This is a genomic window from Clostridioides sp. ES-W-0016-02 (genome assembly GCF_020641035.1).
GTDB lineage: Bacteria > Bacillota > Clostridia > Peptostreptococcales > Peptostreptococcaceae > Clostridioides.
The window spans coordinates 310317-333957 of the sequence record NZ_CP061361.1 but is presented as its reverse complement, the minus strand read 5'-3'; the positions used below and the strand labels follow the sequence as shown (position 1 = coordinate 333957).

The window sequence follows — 23641 nt, the reverse complement described above, 5'->3', positions numbered from 1 at the left end:
ACTATGTACCTACTATCTCTTAAGACTTATTATTTCTTGAAGTATCTCATCTGATGTAGATATTATTTTACTGTTTGCTTGGAAAGACCTACTTGCTATTATCATTTCTGTAAATTCTTCTGCTATGTCTACATTGGAAGCTTCTATTGCTCCTTGTATTATTGTTCCTGTAGCTCCTGCTATTTGTGGGTCTCCTGAGTTTGCTGATGGCTTGTACAAGTTTCCTCCTTCTGCATCTAGTCCTGCTGGATTTTGAAATGCATATGTTTGTACTTTTTGAATCCTTCCATCAGCATCAGTTAAGCCAGATGCATCTCCTACTTTTTTACCATCAGGTATAGGATATACAAACTGAGTTCTTTGACCATCACTTAATAAAAATTCTACTGTTCCATCCTTAGAGATATTGTATTCTAATACATTTTGAACAGTTCCATCCTTAGGACTTACGCTTTGAAGAGGTATTACAAGAGGTTCTTTTCCTTCTGCAGTAGCATTTTTAGTAAATTCACCAGTAGTAGCATTATATGTACCCTTATAAACCTCTCCTTGTAACATATACCCATCTCCATTTACAAGTCTTCCACCTTTGACACCGTTCAGAGGTCCAGCTGTTGCTTTAAATCCTGTATCTAAGTTAAAAGAACCATCTCTTGTATACATAACTGTACCTTGCCTTACTACTGGAAGATACCCATCTCCATCTATCATTAAATCTGATGGTCTATTAGTTGGCTGTACATTTCCTTGTGTCATATCTTTATTTATACTTGATATCTTACTACCTACACCTACTTGTCCTAAGTTTGTTCCCCCTAATGCAGCTGTTGGAGCACTTGCATATAGTACAGTTTGATAAAATGAATCTGTTATTCTAGCTGAACTTTTCTTAAAAGCAGTAGTCCCAGCATTTGCTACATTGTTACCTATTACATCTAGTTTAGTTTGATTTGCTTTCATTCCACTTACACCTGAATACATCGCTTTTATCATGAATTTACCTCTTTTCTAATTTAATATTATTCTTGTTCAGGAGATTCTTGCTCTGGTGGGTTATTTTCTTCTCCTGAAGTTGTATCTACTTCTCCTATTTTAAGTAATTTTTCATATTTAACATCTACAGTTTTATCACTACCATCTACTTTCAGTTCTAAGTGTACCTCTCCATCTTTTATATATGTAGACTTTACTACACCTACAATGTTTTCATCTTCCTTCTCTTCTCCGGATACTTCTACTTCTTTACCAATTAATGACGTTGCCATACTCAAAGCAGAGTTTATTAGAGTAGAGTTACTTAAAGCTAAGAGTATATCTAGCTTGTCGTTCATAGCTGACATCTTTTCTAAAGTTGCAAACTGAGCTAATTGTGATACATACTCTGTTGGGTCTTGTGGATTCATTGGGTCTTGATTACCCATTTGTGCTACAAGTATTTTCATAAACAAGTCTTTATCAGCATCATCACCCTGTCCTATAATTGGAGTTCCATTATCTGTTACTGTCTGATTTCCTTTACTTCTAACTTGTTTATTAGCAATATCATTAATATTTCTTTCAAGTTGGCTCAAGTTATTTGACCTATAGTTTCCTTGAGCCCCTGCTAAAGCTGTTGCCACTCCATACATACAGTATTTCCCCCTTATTAAGCTAATAAATCTACTCTATCATCATCAATATTTTCTTTAATTTCATCTTCTATGACCATATTGCTACGCTTATTATTTGTATCCTGCTTATTCATATTTTCTTGGTTATTTTGTCTATTTTGTTGTTCAAATGCTTTATCAAAAGTATCTGATGTACTTCTATTATCACTATGCATTTGCACGGATACATCTTTTATATTTACATTTGTAAGTTCAAGATGTTGCTTTAAATCTGTTATATTTTTATTTATAGAGTCAAAAACATCTTTATTAAAAACAGTCACAACAGCTTTCATACTTTCGTTATCTTTCAATAATTGTATGTTCATATCTCCCAATTCTTTTGGCCTTAATCTAATTGTTAATTCTTGGATGTCATTTGTTTTCATATGTTTAATAGCTTTGATAGAATCGTCCATAACATTTGATTCTATATATTTTAAGTCAACATTATCATTTTTAACTTTGTTTATATCCATGCTTTTATTTATTACTTGACCAAAGTTTCCACTTTTATTTTCATTAATACCTGCTAGTTTTTCCAAAATATCAGAGTTATCATCTCTTTTCTTATTTGAATTAAGGTTATCCATTCTATTACTATCAAAATTATATAAATCTATGCTTTTATTATCATCCTCTGTAGTTTTACTAATTACTTCAAAGTTTTCATTAACATTATTATCTAAAAACTCTCTTAACTTCATCATGTCTAAATTTTGCATATCATTAGAGTTATTCATGTCAGCCTTATTTAACTCTGCATTTTGCTTTACAATATTATTCAATATATTTTTATTAAGTTTAAGCTCTTGTTTCAACTCATCCGATATATTTAGTTTTTCCATACCATTCAATATAGAATTTATATCTTTATCTTTTTCAGTATTATTTTTTAAAAGATTCAATAATTGTTGTAAAATCTCATTATTCTTACTACAATCTTTTTCATATGTACTTTCATCCTCTAAGTGATTACTTTTATCTACATCTGAATGACACTCATTATCACTATCTTCTGATTTATTTGAACTGATATTTTGATCACTTGTTTCTTTTTTGTCTTTAACTTGTCCATTATCTGTTGCCTTATATAGATTATCCTCAAATTTATTATTTTTCACATCTTTATTCTTAGATGAACTCTTTTTATTCCCAATATCTTTAATAACATTATAAGAATCTGCTTGTATCTTCATACAATAATATCCTCACTTCCTACTCTTCTTATAGAACTTGTCTTTTTCTCAAATAACTCATGCTTGCAAACTCATCATTAGTTTTTTGTTCTTTTAAATTTTCTTCTTTATAATATTGACCATATTTTTTTTCTTTTAGTTTTTCTAATGATTTTCTTTCTATCTGCTTATCTATGAGTTGTTTTCTAGCCTTTTCAAGTTCATTTGTTGACTTGTCCAATTCCTCTGATAAATCTTTTATAGAGTTATTTAAAGCTAACAAATAGTTAATAGTTATTTTTTGATTTTGAATACTATCATTATTTTTACTTATTGAATACTTGTTATAATTACTTTCCAGGTTTTCTAAATTATTTTCTATATCTATTTTTTTTTGTTGAATCTTAGCAAATTCCATTTTTATCTTCTCTTCATCTTTCATTTTTAAGTCTAAAACCTTCTGTAATCTAAACTTAAAGTTCTTATCCAACTCTATCACAACCTATTCAAATATTTTTTTAATTATTTATTCAAATATTCTTTTCAAACTACTTATAGTTTCGTTAAAAGAACTCTTTTCATTTATCCCTTGTTTTAAAAAATTGATAATATGCTCATGATAATAGATTGCTTCATCTATTTTTTTATTGGTCCCTGAAGCATATGCACCTATATTTATCAAATCTTCTGCCTCCCTATATTCAGAGAGCATATCTCTTGCAAAAGATGCTACTTTTATATCTTCTTTTGAAGCAATTTCATTCATAAGTCTACTTAAACTATTTAAAACATCTATAGAAGGATAATGATTCTTGTTAGCTAAATCTCTAGATAGAACTATATGACCATCAAGTATTCCTCTTGTAGTATCTGCTATTGGCTCATTAAAATCATCTCCATCAACTAATACTGTATAAAAAGCGGTTATAGAGCCTTTATCTGATGTCCCTGTTCTCTCCATGAGTTTTGGTAAAATTGCAAATACAGATGGTGTGTATCCTTTTTGTGCTGGTGGCTCTCCTATAGCTATTCCAACTTCTCTTTGCGCCATAGCAAATCTAGTCACAGAATCCATCATAAGTATTACCTTTTTCCCTTGGTCTCTAAAGTATTCGGCTATTGCAGTGGCTGTAAGGGCACCTTTAAGTCTAACTAATGGTGCTTTATCTGATGTTGCGCATACAACAACAGATTTTTTCATTCCCTCTTCACCTAAGTCTTTATCAATAAAGTCTAATACTTCTCTTCCTCTTTCTCCAACAAGGGCAATTACATTTACATCTGCTTTTGCATTTCTAGCAATCATACCTAGCGTTGTACTCTTACCTACTCCACTTCCTGCAAATATTCCTATTCTCTGTCCTTCACCACAAGTAGTAAATGCGTCTATTGCTCTTACACCTGTTTCCATTATATTTCGTATCTTTTTTCTCTTCATTGGGTCAGGAGGTTCATTATTCAAGTTGTATCTATCTCCTAAAACAATTTCTGAGTTATCTATAGGATTTCCAAGACCATCAAGTACTTTACCTAGTAAATTATCACTACACATAACACTTAGAGGTATCCCCTTAGAAATAACTTTACAACCAGGTGATATTAATGTTAACTCTCCTAATGCCATTAATATTACTTCTTTATCTTTAAATCCTACTACCTCACAATTCACTGGCTTATTGACTTGATTATATATAACACATAACTCGCCAACAAAAGCTTTTATTCCTTCAACTTCTACAGTAAGTCCTATTATCTTTTTAACTCTACCTTCTGATATAGTGAGTTCTAAATTTTCTATTTTCTTATTTATTTTGTCAAAATCTATAGAGATATCAGTTTTATACATATTTTATTCACCAAGCAATTCTTCTTTTAGTTTTTCCATAGCACAATCAATACCAACTATTATTCTTCCATTTTCCTTTTGTATAATAGCATTTCCTTTATCTATACTATCATCTGCGATAACAAATACACTTGATTTTAATGATGTTTCTTCTTTAAATAATTCAAACTCTTTCTCTATATTGTCTTTATAGAAAGAATTACATCTTACTATGAATGAACTACTTCCTTCATAATCTTGAATAATTTGTTTTAACAAATCGCTCATAGAGTCTTCATCTTCAAAGTGATTTTTTAGCACAGAACTAGCCATATTAATAGCAAGTCTTATAATCTCTTTATTTTTTTCTTTTATGTACTCAGTCATTTTCTCATTAGCTTGTAATAAGATTAAATTTGCCTGATTTCTTATAGAATCTGCTTCATCTTTAGCTTTTTGGGTATACTCATTATACGACTCTTTATATCCATCCTCATATCCATTTTTCTGGCCTTGACTATATCCTTTTTCATATGCTTGCTTTTCTATATTTTGTGCGTTTATTTTTGCTTCTTCCAATATCTCATTCTTTTTTATCTCAGCAGATTCTATAGCTTCTTTTATTACTTCATCTCTAAATCTACAATCATTATCCTCGTTTATATTTGATTCTCCCAATCTAGCTTTATCTATTATAGATAAGTCCAGAACTCCTTTATATGATGCTTTTTTACTTTTAATAATTTTATTATTCAACAAAGTCATCACCAAAATTCCTTACAATAGTTATGGCACCTTCTCTTTCAAGTTTCCTTACAATACTTACTATTTTTTGTTGAGCACCTTCAACCTGAGTAACCTTTATGACACCAACCATTTCCATTTCTTCTTTAAGTGCTTCTGCTGCTCTAGAAGATTGGTTTCTATATATAGCATCTGATATTTCATCATCCACACCTTTTAAAGCATATACTAAATCCTTCATAGTTACTTCTTTCAGTACTTTCTGTATGCTTATATCATCTAACTTGACAATATCTTCAAATACAAATATATTAGATTTAATTTGAGCTGCTAAGGCTGGGTCTTTTTCTTCAATAGTATTCAAAATATTCTTTTCTGTTTTTCTATCAGAATTAAGTAATATTTGAACTAAGGTAGCTATTCCTCCATAGTCTTTAAAATCTTCACCACTTATTGAATGCAATTTATCCTCTAATGAGCTTTCAATTACACTTATAACATCTGGAGATATTGAACCCATTGAACTTATTCTCATAGCTACTTCATTTTGTAAATCAAAATCTAAATAAGCTAAAACTTCTGCACCATTTTCAGGTTCCATATGTGCAAGTAAAATGGCTATAGTCTGTGCACTTTCATTTCTAAGTATTTCTAATATCTTCTTTACATCTAGTTTTATAATATGTTTAAAAGGTTTTGTACTTGTATCTATTGATATACCTTCAAGTAATTTACTTGCTTTGGCATTTCCCAGAGCATTACTTAACAATTCTTTGGCATATTCAAGCCCGCCTTCTATAACATAATCTTTCGCTTTATTTATTTCTACAAACTCTTTTAATATTTCTCTTCTTTCTTTTGAAGCTATTGAAGAAATATTTGCAATTTCCAAACCTATTTTTTGAACTTGTTTATCTGGTAGACTTTTTATTATATCACTAGCCACAGTTGGACCTAATGTCATTAACAGTACAGCGGCTTTTTTTAAACCTTCACCTTCTACCTTCTCTTTCTTATCATTTTCACTTATATCACTTAAATCAAACGCATTAACATTTGTAATTTCCGCGGACACTTTCTATCCCCCTTACTCATTTAACCAAGTTTTTATTATCTCTGTGACTTGGTCTGGTTTTTCTTCTGCATACATTTTAACAGCTTCCTCTAATGTCAATTCTGGGTCATCCCCTAATAGAGGATTGTCTTTCTTATCAATAGAATTAGAATTAGTACTATAAACTTCATCTTCATAATCCATATCTTCTTGTTCACTTCTCTTTTTATATATTAAGTATCCAATAACACCTACTGCAACAACTGCTACTACTCCAACAACCGCTTTTATTATATTGTTTTTGAATCCTTCTTTTTCAATATCTTCCATTTCTTGTTTAGCTTCTGCCTTACCTTTAGGGTCAAATACCATTGAAACAACGCTAAGAGTATCTCCCCTAGCTCCATCCATGCCTATAGCATTATTAACAATATCTTCCACATCAGCTTGAACACCTTTAGCTATTTTTCCATCTATAGCAACAGAAGCTGTCAATCTTTTAAGTTCTCCAGGCGCAACTATAGTGTGAGTTTCAATCTTACCTGTTTCATATTCAAAACTCTCATCTAAACTATCTTCTGTATTAGTACCATTTTTATTTCCTTGGTTATTCATATTAGCATCTACACCTTGGACATTATTTGTTGCAGATTTAGATGAATTTTTTGACCTTGTTTCCTTTATAGCAACTTTATCAGGGTCAATTTTTATTTCAGTTTTTTCAGCTGTATCAAAACTCAAATCAGCATTTACTGTAGCTTTTACTTTTCCTGTACCAAATATTGGTTCTAACATATCTAAAATAGATTTTTCTAATTGTTTATTCAACGCCTGCTCAGATGCCTTATTTTTATCAATACTAATAGCACCATTTATCGGTTGATTGTTTTCATCAACTTCTTCATCATCTAAGATGCCTTCAGATAATAAGTTCATTTTGTTATCAATAACTTGAACATTTTTCTCTGGTATATTTGTAACACTTCCTGATACAAGTGCCATAACAGATTTTATTTGATTTTTCTCTAAAGTAGTTCCTGGCTTTAGCATCAAATAAACTGCTGCACTTCCTGGAACAGCTTCCTTCTCAAATACAGAAGACTCACCAAATGTTATATGTACTCTAGTATCTTCCACCTGAGGAAAACTCTTGATTGTTTTTTCTATTTCTCCTTGTATCATTCGTTGCTTCTTAATTTGAAACTCTTCATCAGTAAGACCTATTGATGAACTATCATCCATAAGTGCAAATCCTTTAGAACCACTTGTCAAACTTGGAGCTAACTCTAATCTCAACTTATCAACTTCTGTTCTAGGAACATAAATTGTACTTCCTTTTACCTTGGTATCTATCTTTCTAGACTCTAATTCTGCTGATATATCTGCAGCATCTTGAACATCTAGTTCTGAAAATAAGACTGCATACTTATTTTTGCTTGCAGATATTGCTGTAAATACTAGCGCTAAACATATAGCAACAATCCCTATACCTAATGCTATCTTAGTTCCCTTTTTTAGAGAACTTATTTTTGTCCTAGATTTAGCAACTTGCTCCTTAATCTTATTTTTAAAACTGGCTATCATTGATTATTACTCCTGTTCAAAAGGCTAAATTTGTACTTTATTCATTTCTTGATATGCATCATGAATCTTATTTCTAACTTCTATTAAATATTGCATAGATAGTTGTGCTTCTTGACCTTTTAACATAACTTCATGCATAGAAACATCTTCGCCTTTTATAAATTTTTCTTTCATATTATCTGCTGTAACTTGCTGAAAATTGACTTTATCTATAGTATCCATTATTACATCTTCGAAATTCTTTTTTTCTTCTTTATTATTAAAATTTAATGGTTTTGTTTCTCCAATTAAATTATCTAACTTTGCACCTTGCATTAAATTGTTAATTTGTGTAATTGGCATAATTTATCCCTACTTTCCTATTTCCAGTGCTTTTGCTATCATAGACTTCTGAGCATTTAATGTATCTATATTAGACTCATATGCTCGTGAAGCTGTTATTAAATCTGTCATTTCAACCAATATATTTACATTTGGATATTCTACGTATCCATTTGGCTTTGCATCTGGATGAGATGGGTCATATACTTCTTTAAGAGGTGATTTATCATCTTCAACAGATGTGACTTTTACTCCTAGCATACCTAATTTGTTATCATAGTTTTCTTCAAAGGAAACAATTTTTCTTCTGTATGCTTCTCCATTTGGACCTCTTGTAGCGTTTATGTTAGCTACATTAGATGATATGATATCCATTTTCAAGCTTTCTGCTGTTAAACCACTAGCAGAGATCTCCATTCCACTGAACACACTCATCTTCTAATTACCTCCCACTTATTATTGATTTAGTCATTGCTATTTTACCATTTGCAAAACCTATCAAAGCATTGTATTGTAACGTTGTCATTGCTTGATTTACCTTTTCTTCTTCTATATCTACATTATTACCATCCACTCTTAATCCCTTGGAATTGTCTGTTTTTTCTTCTATTTTAGGCATGGCATCATTTAATGTTTCTTCAAAAGTTACATAGTGTTTCTTATAGCCCTCAGTATTTATATTTGCTATATTATTTGCTATTGTCTGACTTCTTAAATTAGTTGCATCTAATCCCATTTTTATAATGTCATATGTATTCATACTCACTCCTCCTTAAAATATTTTCATCTACTCTATTTATTAATTAAAAACAGAGTTGCTATATTACAAAAAATGACTTCTTTATTTATTCAAATTAATTACATTTCTATTACATTAATATAATAATGTATCATTTTAGTAAGAAAACAAATTTTTTCTCAGTAAACTCCAGTGAAAATAAAAAAAAAATTTAATATATATTTAATTTTTTCTACGCAAAGTTGCCTTTTTTTGTAAAATAGTCACTTTTTTATACGCTTTATCTTTATTTTAAATTATAAATCGGTAAAATTTGTTATTATATATACTTTCTACTGTAATAAAGTAATATTTTCATAATAAAATGACCGCCAAAAAGGCAGTCAATTCGACTAATCCTACGCATACAGTATACTTAGGACTCTTTTTGGCAACTGGCTAGCATAGTTTGTTATACAAACCTTAGCCCCTATAGCTTTGCGTCGCTAGATTTCTCTAGTTTTGCCTATTTAGTTTTAACTTAAGTATACAATAAATAACAATTTTTTTAAACATTTTTTACTTATATTTTTAATATTTCAATTAATATTCGATATTTATAGCTAAATATCCAGCATAAATTAAGAATTTGTTATTACAAAAAATAAAACAGCTTAAAATATTCATTCTAAGCTGTTTTTATTTTTTATATAAATATCTATAATGTAACTAGATGAGATTCTTCTTTATCCCATTCAGGAGAAAACTTATTTCCTATTTGTATGAAAGAAGACTTTTTATTCCAATTAGCAAATGAAGATTGATAGCACACCTTACATGAATCATTCATATTTACAGTATTAATATTTTTTCTAAACTTTTTATATTCCAAAGAATTCCACATTTCTTCAAAAGTTTTATATTTGTCAATATGAAACAACTTTATAGGTGTAGACATACATGAACGTACAAATCCATCTGACCCTAAAAAAAAGTCTCTCCATGCTGTAAAACAATCCTTATGTAGTTTTTCACATGCACTATCTTCACCTTGTATATGAGGTAACTTAAGAATAATATTTAACTCATCTGCTAAAACCTCTGCTTCCTCAAATACTTTTTTAACCTCATCTTGGCAATCATATAAACTTTCATCATGCATATTTTCATCAAATACAGTTAGATACACTACCTTAAGCTCTTGTAAACCTATTTTTTCAGCTAATCTAACCATTTTTGGTATCTCATACAAATTAGACTTCATTGCTGTGAAAACAAAATTCATATATGGCCAATTTATACCTCTTTTACTCTTTTCATCTGCTATATGTTTAATGTTTTTTATGATATGATTAAAATCAGCTCCTGATCTTATATTATCATTAATCTCTTTAGATGCCCCATCTAAACTTATAGCTATAATGTCAGTTTCTGTATTGAAGATATCATCAAATAATTTATCCAATTTCATACCGTTTGTACAAAAATATTTTCTAAGACCATTTTTTTTTGCCCAATATAAGAAATCAACAAAATTTGGATGTACTGTTGGTTCTCCCCAGCCCATTAAGGTTACTTCTTCTACTTCATTTAATATATTCTCAAATTTTTCAGTCCATTTAAAATCAAAAATTGTTGCTTTGAATTCTGCTGAATTTCTTCCACACATAATGCAATTTAAATTGCAAGCATTCGTAAGTTCAAATACTAATCTTCTGGGTTTCGCTTCTAGAATGATAGTCTGATTATATGACTCACTTTCATTCAAATTGCTATTCTTTTGTTGTAACTCTGTCAAAGAGTTAGTTTGTTTTAAATCAATTGTTTTAGCTCTCAATATACTCATATTGATATCCCTCTTATTTCTATGTATTTTACCATATTTTCCAAAAAGCTTTATTTTCTTTCCAAAGAGAATTAAGATTGTTCATATCTCTTTCATTGTCCATACATGCCCATAAACCTTCATGCTTATATACTGCTATTTCTCCTTTTTTAGCTAGATTTTCAAATAGACCATATTCCAAATCACACTCATTATCTTCTGTGAGATATCTTAATAGTTTTTTATTAAATACCATATACCCACCATTTATTAACCCCTTTGATGTTTGTGATTTTTCTTCAAATGATTTAAGTACCTCACCATCTGCAATAAGTTCTCCAAATCTAGCAGGAGGTCTTACACCAGATATTGTAAGTAACTTACCAACTTTATTATGAAAGTGTATTAATTTATTTATATTTATATTTGCTAATCCGTCTCCATATGTTAATAAATTTATATCTTCTTCAAGATATTTCTCTATTTTCTTTAATCGCGCTCCTTTTTGAGACTCTATACCTGTATCAACTAATGTTACTTTCCATTCACTTTCATCATGATTATTATGAAATTCTATTGAATTACTTCCTATATTAATCGTAAAATCATTATTTTTACTATCATAATGCAGAAAATAATCTTTTATAACATTTGCTTTGTATCCAAGGCATATGATAAATTCTTTTACTCCATAATAAGAATATATTTTCATTATATGCCATAATATTGGCTTCCCTCCTATTTCAACCATAGGCTTGGGAACTATACTAGTAATATCTCCAAGTCTACTTCCATATCCTCCTGCTAAAATCACTACTTTCATATTAAAATGCCTCACTTAATTATAGTATATAAAAATTTAAGAATAGAATTTTTTATCAAAGATAGATATCATAGATAAGTAGAATTTCTCTATGATAATGTTAAAACTTGTATTTTTGTTCTCCATTTATTAGACTTACTTTAATCTTATGTTTGTCCAACAAATCCTTTATTTCATCCTCATAGTTCCAATTCATTACTATAATCTTATCGATTCCTCTCATACATATATCTTTAAAAGAAACTATCTCATGTCCAGTTCCTGGTATAAATTTATTTTGTTTATTTTCATTTATATCAATCACACAATCAATAAATTTATGTTGTGGATCTATATTATTCAAAAATGTAACTCCCTTAGCTCCTGCACCCCATATTGCTATCTTACTCTTTTCTGATTCTAAGTAATGTTTCCATCTTTCTGCCTGTATTCTTATATTTTCAGCATAATCAATAACTATATTTAAAATACTTTTTTTTATATTCTCGCCATTTACCTTGCATATAGCATATAAATATTGTCCTTTAAAGGTATGGTTTATCTCTAATATATCAAATCCACATTCCTGTAATAACAAATTTAGTGACTTTTTATTAAAATATGAGCAATGCTCATAAAAAAAGTCATACATTATATTATTCTTTAGTATCCACTCTACACATGGTGTTTCAATATAAAGTATAGAGTTTGGAGAGTTTACTAGCGCCTTCTTTATTGATTTCATTATATCTTTAGGGTTTTGCATATGCTCTATGACATGTCTTATAAAAACGCAATCTGCAGATATATCTGTACATGTATCATCATAGTATTTTTTTTCAAATAGTAAGCTTCCATCTAACATGACAGTTTCTCCTACATAACTTGGGTCAAATCCATATCCTTTTCCTTTGGACCTTTGTATGAAAGTTTTGAGAAACTCTCCTTTCCCACATCCAACTTCTACAACGACTTTTTTACTTAAATTATATTCTTTAATTAAATATGATATTATTTCATTAATATGACTTTGAAATCTAAATGAATGATTCTGTGTATTATCATAAAAATCATCATATTGTATTTTACTTGTGTCAAAACTAGTATTAAAAATAAACTCACAATGACTACATAAACCTACTATTAAATCACCCTTTACATCATTTATAGCAACTTCTCTGTTACTAAATATAAAATTTTGATGTATAGGAACATTTTTTCTACTAAGAAAAATATTAATATTTTCTGATCCACATATAGGACATCTCATAACAATTTACCCCACTAAAATTTTGTATACTACCTAGATTATTATACTTATTTATACTTATTTTTCATATTCATATAAAATTACATTACTCATTAATTGGATAATGCAATATATTCATCAAATGTTTGAAGTTCATTATCTTTGCTGGATATAATTGGACTAATTTTATTCCAATTTATATCCATAGAGTCCCATTTTATTCCACCTTCATTATTTGGAGAATACGGAGATGATAATTTATAAATAACTATTGTATTCTCTTCTAGAGCTTGATATCCATGAGCAAACCCATTAGGTATATATGCTATATTTCTTTTTCTAGAATCTATATTAAAACAAACATGTTCACCATAGGTAGGAGAATCTTTTCTGATATCAACTGCTACATCTAAGATACTTCCTGAAACACAATAGATAAGTTTGCTCTGTACAAAAGGTTCTTTTTGAAAGTGTAACCCTCTTATAGTACCTTTCTTGGATGTTACAAATAAATCTTCATTAAAGAATTCATCTATCCCTAGTTTTTTAAAAGTTGGATAATGATATGGTTTTATTGTTATCCCCCTACTATCTTCAAATATATTTGGTACTATTTCAACACAATCCTTTAGTTTAGTTTTTATGATGTTATACATAATTAAACCTCCTAATAATCAGTTCTTTCTACTTCTAACATACTCTTTATTCCTTCATATAATCCTATTATATCTTCATTTTCTAAAATATTTTCATCATTAATATGAACTTTCATCATCTCTCGTTTTCTATATGGTCTTTTTCCCCAATTTATATCCAATTTTTCACCCACAACACACTGAAATATGTCCACAACTTCTCTTAATGAATATATCTCTTTTGGTAGTGCAAAAAAAGTTCTACATTCTTTGGGACTCATCTTTTGTATTTTTTCCATTGCAATTAGATATGCTTTTATAACATCTTCTATGTAAAGTAAACCCAATTCTTGCTCTCCATTAGACATATCTAGTGTTTTGTTATTGAAGTATATATCCTTTAGTAAATTCATAATTTTAGGTCTTGGATCATAAGGTCCATATGTGTCAATCAATTTTATTGTTATAATACTCATGTTCGTTGCCTCAGCATAATACTTGCATATATCTTGAAAGGCTTCTTTAGTTGCTGCATATAAATTTACAGGATTATAATTTTCCCCATTATAATTTTGCCAGTGTGTTCCTGTGTTTATAAAATACTTCACATTTGCTTTTGAAGCTACATCCAATACTTGAGTGGAAAATAGAATATTACTATTTATAATTTCATCTAATTGTGAAGGTAAGTGCTCACCTAAGAATAATGATGCTAGATGTATAACTATATCCGGTTTTATATTATTTATAATTTCAGATAAATTGGATATTCCTCCCTTGAATCTATATATATTTATATAATCGTTAAATTCATCTATCAAATTTAGATCAGAATCTACTCTTACTATAACATGAACATCATACCCTAATTCATATAGTTTTTTTGCTAGACAGGACCCAATATATCCACTAGCACCTGTCAAAAAAATTTTCTTCAATTCGTTGCTCATAACTGACTATATCCTTTTTCAAATTTATTAATATCAATAATAAGTTAAATAAAGTATAAATTTTTATTTAATATTATTTTATTTAGATATCTTTTTTATCTTTAATATATATTCACTAATATATAGTTTATCTCTTTGGTCTGTTGAGATATTACTGTCATCTAGTAATTCTTTAACTTTTTCTTCTATATCATTATTAAAATTATATGAGTTAAAGTTTATACTTTCTATATACAGACCACAATTATTTAATTTATTATTAAATATTTCTATATTAATATTTTTCATATCCTCATTCCATGAGTTAGAAATGACATTTTTAATTCTTAAAAATTCATTTATATCACAATTATTCTTTAACTTCAGAATAATCGTTCCTTTATCATTTAATACTTCATACAGGTTATTAAGCAAGTCATACATATCTTTGTATGAGTTTAATACTTTTCCTACTACAATATAATCAAAATTTTTACGTCTATAGTGTTTATGAAAATATTCTATACGATCAACAACTACATTTTCACATATAGTTTTTAAATCTAGCCAATACTTCGCCTCTTCTGAAAAAGCTGCTAGACTTACATTAGAAGCTCCTTTTTCCAATAATTTATTCTTTATTTGTAATATAGTTACTCCACAACTCGTATCTATCCCTAAAACACTATATTTTTTATTGACTATTGTATCTGATTTAACCATTGAAACCATTGCATAATCAAAGCTAATAGCATCTACTATATCAATGTGATATTTCTCCTTAAAAAACTTTGGACCTTTTATTCTAGATATATTATCAAAATCACTACCTTTATCTGCTTTTTCCCCAATATTGCATACAAATGTATCTGTGCAAGCAATTACTTTATAACCACCTCTTCTTGCCCTAAATGAAATATCAACATCTGATGTGTGATGAACATATCCATAATCATATATACCAATAATATCCAAGCATTCTCTTTTAAATAATGTTGCTACTGTATATAAATCAAATATTTCATACCATTTCCTAGGATTAGAAATATTATATAACTCTGCTTTACTTTGCATATCATCCAAGTCTTTATACTCTACTTCCATTTTATACTCTAAAGGTGCATGATTACAAGCAGGATGAACTATTCCTATTTTAGAATCCGATTCTGCACATTTTATCATATTTGAAAGCCAATTTGTTGTGACAACTACATCATTACACACAAAAACAATATATCTGCCATTCATCTCTCTAAATGCTGTTGAAAAAGAATATCCAACTCCAAAATTCTTAATGACCTTAATTATTTTTTTTCTAGGATAATTTATTGACTTAAAATATTCATATGTTCCATCGCTAGAACCATTATCAAACAATATTAGTTCATAATCTATATCATTAGTATATTTCAAAATGCTTTCAACACATCTTTTAGTATATTTTTCTAGATTATTATATCCCAATACCCATATACTTACTAGTGGGTTATCTCCTTCCTTTAATTTGTTTATATTTTCTCTAACTTCATACATACTATCAAAATCTTCTAATTTTTTTGGTAGTTTTTTATGAAAATTATCATCCAATATTACTTTTCCATATTTATCTTCAATAAATATGTTATCTTTTTTATAGCTTTTTTCAAATTCTATATTTCTGGAATTATATACTTCAGTTATTAAATCTTTTATATGTGACTCTTCATCTCTATCAATAATGTCCAAAAGATGATTGTACTCATCAATTGATTTGTCCCAATCATGATTTTTATAATATGCATATGCTAAATTATAATATATGTCTATATTATCTTCTTTTACCATTGATTTTGCATATTCTAATAAATTTATAGCTATATTGTATTCATTCATTTGCATAGCCAGTATAGACTTCATATTAATAAACTCTATATTATTACAAAATCTATCATTATAATAATATAGTAAATCTAATGCTTCTTCCAGCGAATTATTTTCTATTAATTCCTCTATACTACTTAGTACATCTACATCACTCTTAGAATATTTTATTAACATATTTCTAATGTCAAGCATAAAATTTTCGATATCTATTTTTGATTTATTTATAATATTTATAGTTAATTCATTTTCTCCATACTCATATGTAAAGTTATTTATTTTTTCTTCCAAAGTACTATTATAATCATAACTTTGAAGACTCCTCTCAAATATAGAAACAATTATAGTTTTTTTTATTTCTAACTCTGAAATTAGTAGTTTTGATAACACCTTTAAATTTTCGTCTTTTACTATGAACAAAATATCTGCAAACCCAATACTATTTATTATGTTTTTATACTCTCTAATTAAATCAAGCTTGCTATTTAATAAATAATGCTCAGCTTCTAAAAACTCTTCCTTACAACTCAAACTTGTATTATCACAAACTTGTAAAATACGAATATTATTACCACTTGTTTTTAAATCTCTATTAATTTGTTTTACAATATCATTAAAAATATCATTTTTAGATAATTCTCCTATTACTATATCTATAACCATATAGTTTAATTCTCCTAACATTATAATTTAATCAAGTATTTTTATTATATCTCCCAAATTAGATGTATATTTTTAGAGATTCTATTTAAAGTAATGTCTCTAAGGAATGATAAAGTAATAATCTATACCAATTGTAAAGTATATTTTTATCTTCCTTTATTATATACTCATATTTATTAGTCATTATTATAAATGCTTGTATAGCTTTTTGAGGTTGTTTTGAAATGCTGTCATTTTGAACATATGTTTTAACTAAAATTTTATCTACAAATGACACTTTATAATTTATAGCCATTCTTATCATTAAATCCCAATCTTGAAATCTAGGCAAATGTTCATCAAATTTTTGTCTTTCAAAACACTCTCTTCTTCCAAATATTGTAGATGTGCCAATAAAATTACCACACATAAGTTCATATAACATCATGTCTTTATTTATATCTCTTCCAGGAAATACGCCTGATAACTCATTATTATCAATATAGGAAGAACATCCTATTATATCCACACCTAAGTTCTCTAGATACTTAATTTGTGTTTCAAGTTTATCCAGCATCCATTCGTCATCACTATCCTGGAATGCAATATATTTACCCATACTATTTGAAATACCTGTGTTCCTAGCTATATTGGCGCCTAAATTTTTATTATGTTTTATGTATCTTATCCTTTTATCATCTATATATTCTATTATTTTTTGTGTATTGTCCGAAGAATTATCATCAACTATAATTACTTCTATATTTTTATATGTCTGATTCAAAACACTATTTACAGAACGATAAATTGTTTGTTCTCTATTGTAAGTTGGTATTATTACTGAAATTAATGAATGATGATATTGTTCACTTTCAATAAAAACATCATCAGAATTATTATTTTTTTCTAATAATAGATTTATTTTATTTATCAATTCATCTTTTTCTCTATTACTTGAAAGATGTATGATTTTTTCATATATTTTTATAGCATTATCAATTCTATTAACTTGTTCATATACATATACTAAGTTATAGTATATATCTAAACTTTCTTCATCAGAAATCTGTAATGCATATTCCAAATTGCTTATTGCTATATCGTACTCTTTCATCTTAATAGCTAAAATTGATTTCAAATTTATAAATTCTATATCATTTTTAAATCTATCATCATAATACTGAATAACTTCAAGTGCATGTTCTATATTATCCTCATGTAATAAACTTTTTATTTTTTTCATTATTACACCTTTTTTATCAGAGAATTTTAGAACAATACTTTCAAACTTATCAACAACATTTTTTACTTTGAACTTATTAACTGAATTTACACATACATCCTTTGATGGTATCTTTATTCTTCCTTGTTGTAAGTCATTCAATATACTATATAGTTCACTATAATTATCTTTATCAAATAACCATCCATTAATTCCATCTTTAATTATATCTTTTGGACCATCACATTTACTAGAAATTACAGGTATGCCTCTTCCCAATGCCTCTACTAAGACTAAACCAAACCCTTCTTCATTTGATGTTAAAACCAATGCTGTCACTGAGTCTATATAATCCCAAGGCTTATCTAACCATCCGCACCATTCTATACAATCATCTATATTTAAATCTTTGCATAACTGTTTCAATTTCTTTTCATCTGGTCCATTTCCTATAATTTTCAGCGTCCATGACTTGTCTAACAATGAAAGAGCCCTAAATAATATATCAATTCTTTTTTGATTATTTTCAAGCCTACCTATATACACTAATTCTAATTTTTCTTTATTTGAGCTAATTACATTAAAAGTATCTATATTAACTGGATTTCCTACATAATACACTTGACCTGTAACATAATTTTTTATTTTCTCTTCTATGTATTCAGAAATGGCAAGATGAGCATTACTATAATTAAGATTTTCTCCTCCACCATAATATTCTGGTGCCCCATGAATCCAAGATATAATAGATGGTTTACTATCTCCCAAATGCATTACTGCTATATTACTTATTAAACTTAATACTGGAGCATGAGTTGCAATTATAACATCAGGAATTCCTATACTATCAATTATACGTCTATACCCTAATGCTAAACTAAATTCATCATCTTCTTCTATATTGTTATTAATACCATAAATATACATTTCTGGTATAGTCTTTTTCCATTCTATATATTTGGGTTCATAAGCTTGAAACACTCTTACTCTATATCCCTTATTTATTAACTCATTGCTGATAGATGTTATAACTTCTTCCAATCCACCTCTTCCATTTGCATAAGCTAAAACTATATCTATAATCATATTCTAGTACTCCTTATCAGGTTAATTATAAGTCAAAGGTTTCTTCCATTTTATCCAAAATAATATTTGTAGAATAGCAATAAACTGATTTTATAGCATTCTTTTGCATTTCACATAATTCATAATAAGATAAATTTAATAATTGTGTAATTTCTTTATAAAGTGACTCTGAGTTACACTCCCTTGCTAAATATCCATTGCATCCACATTCTATAATTTCTCCTATGCCTCCACAATCAGTGGCTACAACTGGTATCCCTCTACTTAATGCTTCTAAAATAACCATTGGAAATGCCTCGTATTCTGAACTAAGTAATAATGCTTTTTTATAATTTATATACTTCCATGGATTTCTTACATATCCTTTCATCTTCACTTTATCATTAAGGTTTAATTCGTTTATTATACATTCTATATATTTTTTATCTGGCCCATCTCCATAAACATCTAAAGTCCATTCAGCCCCTAATTTAGAAAGAGAAGTAAATAGTATGTCAAATCTCTTTGTATAATTTTCTAGCCTTCCGATATACACAAAATTATTTTCAAGTGATATATCAAGCATATCTACATTTATATCTATGGGATTTGGAATAGAATAAATATCTTTCTTGTTAATTAGTCTTTCTAATTCATATGTTAAATTAGTGGAAATAGACCAATGTATGTCTGCATACTTTAAATATTTAGAAGAATCTCCGAACAATTCCAAGGAACTATGCATCCAAGAAATTACTTTTATATCTTCATACCCAACAGTCAATCTAGAATATAAAACAGTTATTGGCATGTGAGTTCCTATTATTATATCTGGTTTACCTAAATCTATTAAGATTCTGTTTATTCCTTTTACTTTTGACAATATTAAATCAAAGCCATTCATACTCTTACAGTCTTCATAATTATTATAATAATAGACATTATGTAAATTAAGTTCCCATGTATAATCATCGCTTCTATTGGGTAGCAAAACTATTACGATATACCCTCTTTTTTCTAATTCATTCACAACTTTAGTTACTACTGTTTCAACTCCTCCTTGGCCACTTAAATGCTCAAGAACGAAAAATATTTTTTTTATCTTAGATAAACTATACATATTCCCTCCAAATACACTAAAATATATGCTTCTATTTTTATATATATTAATTTATAATTAACCTTATTAAAGTTAGAAAGTGCAATTAAATTTTTTAATACTTATAATGTAAATATTATTTTTCATAACTACTCACTTCTTTTAAATACTTTATATTATACATAATATCACCATTACTTATATCTAATGAAAGTGCTTTTTTCAAATAAAAATCTGCCTCTGCATACTCTCCAGACATTATATGTATTATTCCCTTTATATTTAATATTTCAGAGTCCTCTCTAAATGACTTCAAATACTTGTCAATTAAATCTCTCGCATCACTTATATTTCCTTTTTCTATAACTTGCTTTATACTATCTATAAAATTTACTCTTAGTACATTAAGTTCTATATTTTGATTCAATTCATATTCAAAATCTTTTATTATAAGTTTTATAATTCTATGGTAATATGGATATTCATTTAATAGTTCTTTTAACTTTCTTAAATAAATTATTTTATCGCTATCCTTATAGTCCATAATACTATTAAATTTTATAACAAATTTATCCATTTCATTAGACATATATGTTAATAAATCTGTATAGTCCAAATTTGCATATATATTTTTTATATATATACTAGAATACATAATATAGATATAAAACAACTCTTTATATTTATCATCATTTAAAATGTTATTTTCTAAAATTATTTTAGTAAATACTCTGTATACTTTTACCTCATGTATCTCAAAAGTATTCTTTTGTCTTAAAATATACTTATATAATTTCAAACTAAATTCTCTATCATACATAACACAGTATCTTACATATCTCTCAATCCATGAGTAATCCATATTCAAAAATATATCCAATAAATCTATATTATTTAAGTATGCAATATTTATAATAGGTGCATATATATCATTTTTTTCTTTTTTTAAAATATCTTTACATTCATCTGAAGATATTTGATTTAATAATCTTATATTATTAAATCTTCCATATACCCCTTTTATAGAACTTAGTATTTTATAAATATCACTTTTTTCATCTTCTCTTATATTATTCAAAAAAAGTTCTAAACTATTATAAAAACTATTTTTTTCAATTGCTGATTTTTTTAGCTTATCATGATACTCATTTATTAAACTAAATTTATTTAGTTTATACAATGACATAAACAAGCTAAAATAGACATCTTTCCTTTTTTCGTAATCTATAATATTTTCAAACTCTTTTATAACTAAATCATATTTCTCCAGCTTATAGTAGATTTTTATTAGGGTTACAGTTGCACTATCTTTCAAACTTACAGTATCTGTATCTGAGAATAGACTATTAGCTTGAGTGCTCATTTCATAATTGTCAATTAAGTAAATATATCTTTTATATGAATCTAAAGCATACTCATACTTCCCTAAACTAACTTGGGTTTGAGCTAAGTAGTAATATATATCTATATTATTTAAATCTTTCTCTATATATTTTAAACATAATTTTTCACACTTTTTATTCTTTCCCAAAAACAAATATACTTTTGCCAAATTGGTTATTAAATAACCTGGCATTAATCCTATTTTTTTATACAAAATAATACTTTTTTCCAAATAAAATAATGCATCCTGATACTTTTCCAATATAATAAAATTCTTACCAAGCTGATAATTAGTATATGGATTTTCATTATTTTCACTTAATTGTTGAAATAGAAGTTTTTCATTTCTTTTAACTTTATATAATCTAACTTCTTCATCTTCAAACATATACCCATAGTGATCAAATTGAGCTACATTATGAAATACAGGTTCTTTATATAATGGTTGTTCATGAACTTTACCAATAAATTTAAAACCATTATTTTTAAATAGCCTTAATACAGATCCATATCCATAAGAATCTTTTTCTATAGAGTATATATTTTTTAATTGTATTGATGCTGAATTAAAAGTTTTATGTAAATCACTATCAAAAAACTCAATTAGTTTTGTACAATCTGTTAGTATTTCATCAGCATCTAATACAAAGACCCAATCCCCTTTAGAATATGATATAGACTTATTCCTCATACTAGAAAAATCATCATCCCATTTGTGAAAATAAACATTTTTAGTATAATTTTTTGCTATATTGATAGTATTATCAGCTGACCCAGTATCTATTATTATAAGTTCACTATCTATTGAATCCATTAGTACTTTTAGAGATTCTAACATCTTTACTAATATCTTTTCTTCATTTTTGACAATCATTACTATACTCAACAACATAATTATTTTCCTTTCAGTATACCTTTATTATAAAATTATAAAAAGCAAAGCAGTGCTTTGCTCTTTATAATTAAAATATTTATAAACTTTATCCTAATAATTGTAATACTCCTTGTGGTTGCTGATTAGCTTGAGCAAGCATTGATTGTGATGCTTGTACCAATATATTCATTTTAGATAGTGTAACCATTTCTGAAGCAACATCTGTATCTCTTATTCTTGACTCTGCTGCTGTGACATTTTCTATAGTATTATTTAAGTTATTTTGAGTTGATTCTAATCTATTTTGTTGTGCTCCTAACTTTGCTCTTGATGTATTTACTTCTTTTAATGCTACATCTAAACTAGATGCCATTTGTTTAGCTGCATCTGTCCCTGATGAACCAGCAGTCTTCATGTTGCCAATTGTTGTACTTGTTATATTTGCCTTACTCATTACATTAGAAGTGTTGACTAACTCTACAGTTATTTCATTGTTATTGTTACTTGTTCCAGCTACATTTGTTCCATAATTAGCTCCAACTTGTAATCTTACGTTTGAAGAACTTCCATCTAATAATTTCTTTCCATTAAACTCAGTTGAACTTGAAATTCTTTCAATCTCATCTTTTAATTGAGATAACTCATCTGCTATCTTTTGTCTTTCTTCATTAGTGTTAGTTTCATTTGCAGATTGTATTGATAAAGTTCTCATTCTTTGTAATATATTTCCAGTTTCTTCTAGAGCACCTTCTGCTGTTTGTACAACAGATATACCATCTTGAACGTTTCTACCAGCTTGGTCTAAACCTTTAATTTGTGCTCTCATTTTTTCAGATATTGCAAGACCAGCAGCATCATCAGCAGCTCTCTTTATTCTAACCCCAGAAGATAACTTCTCCATAGATTTACTTTGAGCACTTACGTTTCTTCCCATTTGATTATTTGCTATTAAAGCACTTACATTTGTATTAACTCTCATTAAT

General features: G+C 27.8%; 21 protein-coding genes and 1 riboswitch. All 21 genes read right to left on the bottom strand.

Translation table 11 applies throughout. The features are described 5' to 3' along the window. Nucleotides 1–12 precede the first annotated feature (12 nt). Complete coding sequence (locus IC758_RS01885; protein WP_227834868.1) at nt 13–993, bottom strand: flagellar hook-basal body complex protein; 981 nt, start codon at nt 991–993, stop codon at nt 13–15. 26 nt (nt 994–1019) lie between these two features. Further along, a complete protein-coding gene (locus tag IC758_RS01880; protein ID WP_227827769.1) occupies nt 1020–1628 on the bottom strand; it encodes a flagellar hook assembly protein FlgD in 609 nt (202 codons plus the stop codon). Nucleotides 1629–1645: 17 nt separating this feature from the next. Next, nucleotides 1646–2848, bottom strand: a complete 1203-nt coding sequence (locus IC758_RS01875) for a flagellar hook-length control protein FliK (protein ID WP_227834869.1) — start codon at nt 2846–2848, stop codon at nt 1646–1648. Between the two features lie 28 nt (nt 2849–2876). Next, nucleotides 2877–3326, bottom strand: a complete 450-nt coding sequence (gene fliJ / locus IC758_RS01870; protein WP_227824824.1) for a flagellar export protein FliJ — start codon at nt 3324–3326, stop codon at nt 2877–2879. A 27-nt stretch (nt 3327–3353) separates the two neighbouring features. Next, entirely contained in the window at nt 3354–4673 is a 1320-nt protein-coding gene (gene fliI, locus IC758_RS01865; protein WP_227834870.1) for a flagellar protein export ATPase FliI, read from the bottom strand. 3 nt (nt 4674–4676) lie between these two features. After that, complete coding sequence (locus IC758_RS01860) at nt 4677–5417, bottom strand: FliH/SctL family protein (RefSeq protein WP_227824826.1); 741 nt, start codon at nt 5415–5417, stop codon at nt 4677–4679. Then, entirely contained in the window at nt 5401–6471 is a 1071-nt protein-coding gene (gene fliG / locus IC758_RS01855) for a flagellar motor switch protein FliG (RefSeq protein ID WP_227824827.1), read from the bottom strand. Before fliG ends, IC758_RS01860 begins: the two co-directional genes overlap by 17 nt. A gap of 12 nt (nt 6472–6483) precedes the next feature. Continuing rightward, on the bottom strand, nt 6484–8034 hold the full coding sequence (gene fliF / locus IC758_RS01850; protein ID WP_227834871.1) for a flagellar basal-body MS-ring/collar protein FliF: 1551 nt from the start codon (nt 8032–8034) through the stop codon (nt 6484–6486). 24 nt (nt 8035–8058) lie between these two features. Then, a complete protein-coding gene (gene fliE / locus IC758_RS01845; RefSeq protein WP_227434668.1) occupies nt 8059–8376 on the bottom strand; it encodes a flagellar hook-basal body complex protein FliE in 318 nt (105 codons plus the stop codon). A 9-nt stretch (nt 8377–8385) separates the two neighbouring features. Further along, nucleotides 8386–8790, bottom strand: coding sequence for a flagellar basal body rod protein FlgC (gene flgC, locus IC758_RS01840; RefSeq protein WP_038811378.1), 405 nt, complete (start codon nt 8788–8790; stop codon nt 8386–8388). A 7-nt stretch (nt 8791–8797) separates the two neighbouring features. Continuing rightward, nucleotides 8798–9115, bottom strand: coding sequence for a flagellar basal body rod protein FlgB (flgB, locus tag IC758_RS01835; RefSeq protein WP_227827777.1), 318 nt, complete (start codon nt 9113–9115; stop codon nt 8798–8800). 405 nt (nt 9116–9520) lie between these two features. Next, nucleotides 9521–9610: riboswitch (cyclic di-GMP riboswitch) on the bottom strand. A gap of 181 nt (nt 9611–9791) precedes the next feature. After that, nucleotides 9792–10919 carry a radical SAM protein gene (locus IC758_RS01830; RefSeq protein WP_227834872.1) on the bottom strand — a complete coding sequence of 376 codons (1128 nt, stop codon included), beginning with the start codon at nt 10917–10919 and terminating at the stop codon, nt 9792–9794. A gap of 28 nt (nt 10920–10947) precedes the next feature. Beyond that, nucleotides 10948–11721, bottom strand: coding sequence for a glucose-1-phosphate cytidylyltransferase (rfbF, locus tag IC758_RS01825; RefSeq protein ID WP_227834873.1), 774 nt, complete (start codon nt 11719–11721; stop codon nt 10948–10950). A 100-nt stretch (nt 11722–11821) separates the two neighbouring features. Beyond that, the gene (locus tag IC758_RS01820) at nt 11822–12970 is read right to left on the bottom strand and encodes a class I SAM-dependent methyltransferase (protein WP_227834874.1); all 1149 of its coding nucleotides are present in this window, start codon (nt 12968–12970) and stop codon (nt 11822–11824) included. Between the two features lie 92 nt (nt 12971–13062). Then, the gene (gene rfbC / locus IC758_RS01815) at nt 13063–13605 is read right to left on the bottom strand and encodes a dTDP-4-dehydrorhamnose 3,5-epimerase (RefSeq protein WP_227834875.1); all 543 of its coding nucleotides are present in this window, start codon (nt 13603–13605) and stop codon (nt 13063–13065) included. Between the two features lie 11 nt (nt 13606–13616). Beyond that, the gene (locus IC758_RS01810) at nt 13617–14534 is read right to left on the bottom strand and encodes an NAD-dependent epimerase/dehydratase family protein (protein WP_227834876.1); all 918 of its coding nucleotides are present in this window, start codon (nt 14532–14534) and stop codon (nt 13617–13619) included. A gap of 78 nt (nt 14535–14612) precedes the next feature. After that, nucleotides 14613–17036 carry a glycosyltransferase gene (locus tag IC758_RS01805; RefSeq protein WP_227834877.1) on the bottom strand — a complete coding sequence of 808 codons (2424 nt, stop codon included), beginning with the start codon at nt 17034–17036 and terminating at the stop codon, nt 14613–14615. 85 nt (nt 17037–17121) lie between these two features. Further along, entirely contained in the window at nt 17122–19323 is a 2202-nt protein-coding gene (locus IC758_RS01800) for a glycosyltransferase (protein WP_227834878.1), read from the bottom strand. A gap of 25 nt (nt 19324–19348) precedes the next feature. Then, nucleotides 19349–20422, bottom strand: a complete 1074-nt coding sequence (locus IC758_RS01795; protein ID WP_227836183.1) for a glycosyltransferase — start codon at nt 20420–20422, stop codon at nt 19349–19351. 115 nt (nt 20423–20537) lie between these two features. Continuing rightward, nucleotides 20538–22676, bottom strand: a complete 2139-nt coding sequence (locus IC758_RS01790; protein ID WP_227834880.1) for a glycosyltransferase — start codon at nt 22674–22676, stop codon at nt 20538–20540. A gap of 88 nt (nt 22677–22764) precedes the next feature. Continuing rightward, a complete protein-coding gene (locus IC758_RS01785) occupies nt 22765–23637 on the bottom strand; it encodes a flagellin (protein WP_227834881.1) in 873 nt (290 codons plus the stop codon). Between the last annotated feature and the right edge of the window lie 4 nt (nt 23638–23641).

What these genes read in the sequence shown, in the direction of transcription:
- IC758_RS01830 (WP_227834872.1), bottom strand. Translation starts at nt 10,919, where the DNA reads ATGAGTATATTGAGAGCTAAAACAATTGATTTAAAACAAACTAACTCT.
- rfbC (WP_227834875.1), bottom strand. Translation starts at nt 13,605, where the DNA reads ATGTATAACATCATAAAAACTAAACTAAAGGATTGTGTTGAAATAGTA.
- flgC (WP_038811378.1), bottom strand. Translation starts at nt 8,790, where the DNA reads ATGAGTGTGTTCAGTGGAATGGAGATCTCTGCTAGTGGTTTAACAGCA.
- IC758_RS01875 (WP_227834869.1), bottom strand. Translation starts at nt 2,848, where the DNA reads ATGAAGATACAAGCAGATTCTTATAATGTTATTAAAGATATTGGGAAT.
- IC758_RS01860 (WP_227824826.1), bottom strand. Translation starts at nt 5,417, where the DNA reads ATGACTTTGTTGAATAATAAAATTATTAAAAGTAAAAAAGCATCATAT.
- IC758_RS01785 (WP_227834881.1), bottom strand. Translation starts at nt 23,637, where the DNA reads ATGAGAGTTAATACAAATGTAAGTGCTTTAATAGCAAATAATCAAATG.
- IC758_RS01820 (WP_227834874.1), bottom strand. Translation starts at nt 12,970, where the DNA reads ATGAGATGTCCTATATGTGGATCAGAAAATATTAATATTTTTCTTAGT.
- fliE (WP_227434668.1), bottom strand. Translation starts at nt 8,376, where the DNA reads ATGCCAATTACACAAATTAACAATTTAATGCAAGGTGCAAAGTTAGAT.
- flgB (WP_227827777.1), bottom strand. Translation starts at nt 9,115, where the DNA reads ATGAATACATATGACATTATAAAAATGGGATTAGATGCAACTAATTTA.
- IC758_RS01805 (WP_227834877.1), bottom strand. Translation starts at nt 17,036, where the DNA reads ATGGTTATAGATATAGTAATAGGAGAATTATCTAAAAATGATATTTTT.
- IC758_RS01790 (WP_227834880.1), bottom strand. Translation starts at nt 22,676, where the DNA reads ATGTTGTTGAGTATAGTAATGATTGTCAAAAATGAAGAAAAGATATTA.
- fliF (WP_227834871.1), bottom strand. Translation starts at nt 8,034, where the DNA reads ATGATAGCCAGTTTTAAAAATAAGATTAAGGAGCAAGTTGCTAAATCT.
- rfbF (WP_227834873.1), bottom strand. Translation starts at nt 11,721, where the DNA reads ATGAAAGTAGTGATTTTAGCAGGAGGATATGGAAGTAGACTTGGAGAT.
- IC758_RS01795 (WP_227836183.1), bottom strand. Translation starts at nt 20,422, where the DNA reads ATGTATAGTTTATCTAAGATAAAAAAAATATTTTTCGTTCTTGAGCAT.
- IC758_RS01885 (WP_227834868.1), bottom strand. Translation starts at nt 993, where the DNA reads ATGATAAAAGCGATGTATTCAGGTGTAAGTGGAATGAAAGCAAATCAA.
- fliI (WP_227834870.1), bottom strand. Translation starts at nt 4,673, where the DNA reads ATGTATAAAACTGATATCTCTATAGATTTTGACAAAATAAATAAGAAA.
- IC758_RS01810 (WP_227834876.1), bottom strand. Translation starts at nt 14,534, where the DNA reads ATGAGCAACGAATTGAAGAAAATTTTTTTGACAGGTGCTAGTGGATAT.
- IC758_RS01800 (WP_227834878.1), bottom strand. Translation starts at nt 19,323, where the DNA reads ATGATTATAGATATAGTTTTAGCTTATGCAAATGGAAGAGGTGGATTG.
- IC758_RS01880 (WP_227827769.1), bottom strand. Translation starts at nt 1,628, where the DNA reads ATGTATGGAGTGGCAACAGCTTTAGCAGGGGCTCAAGGAAACTATAGG.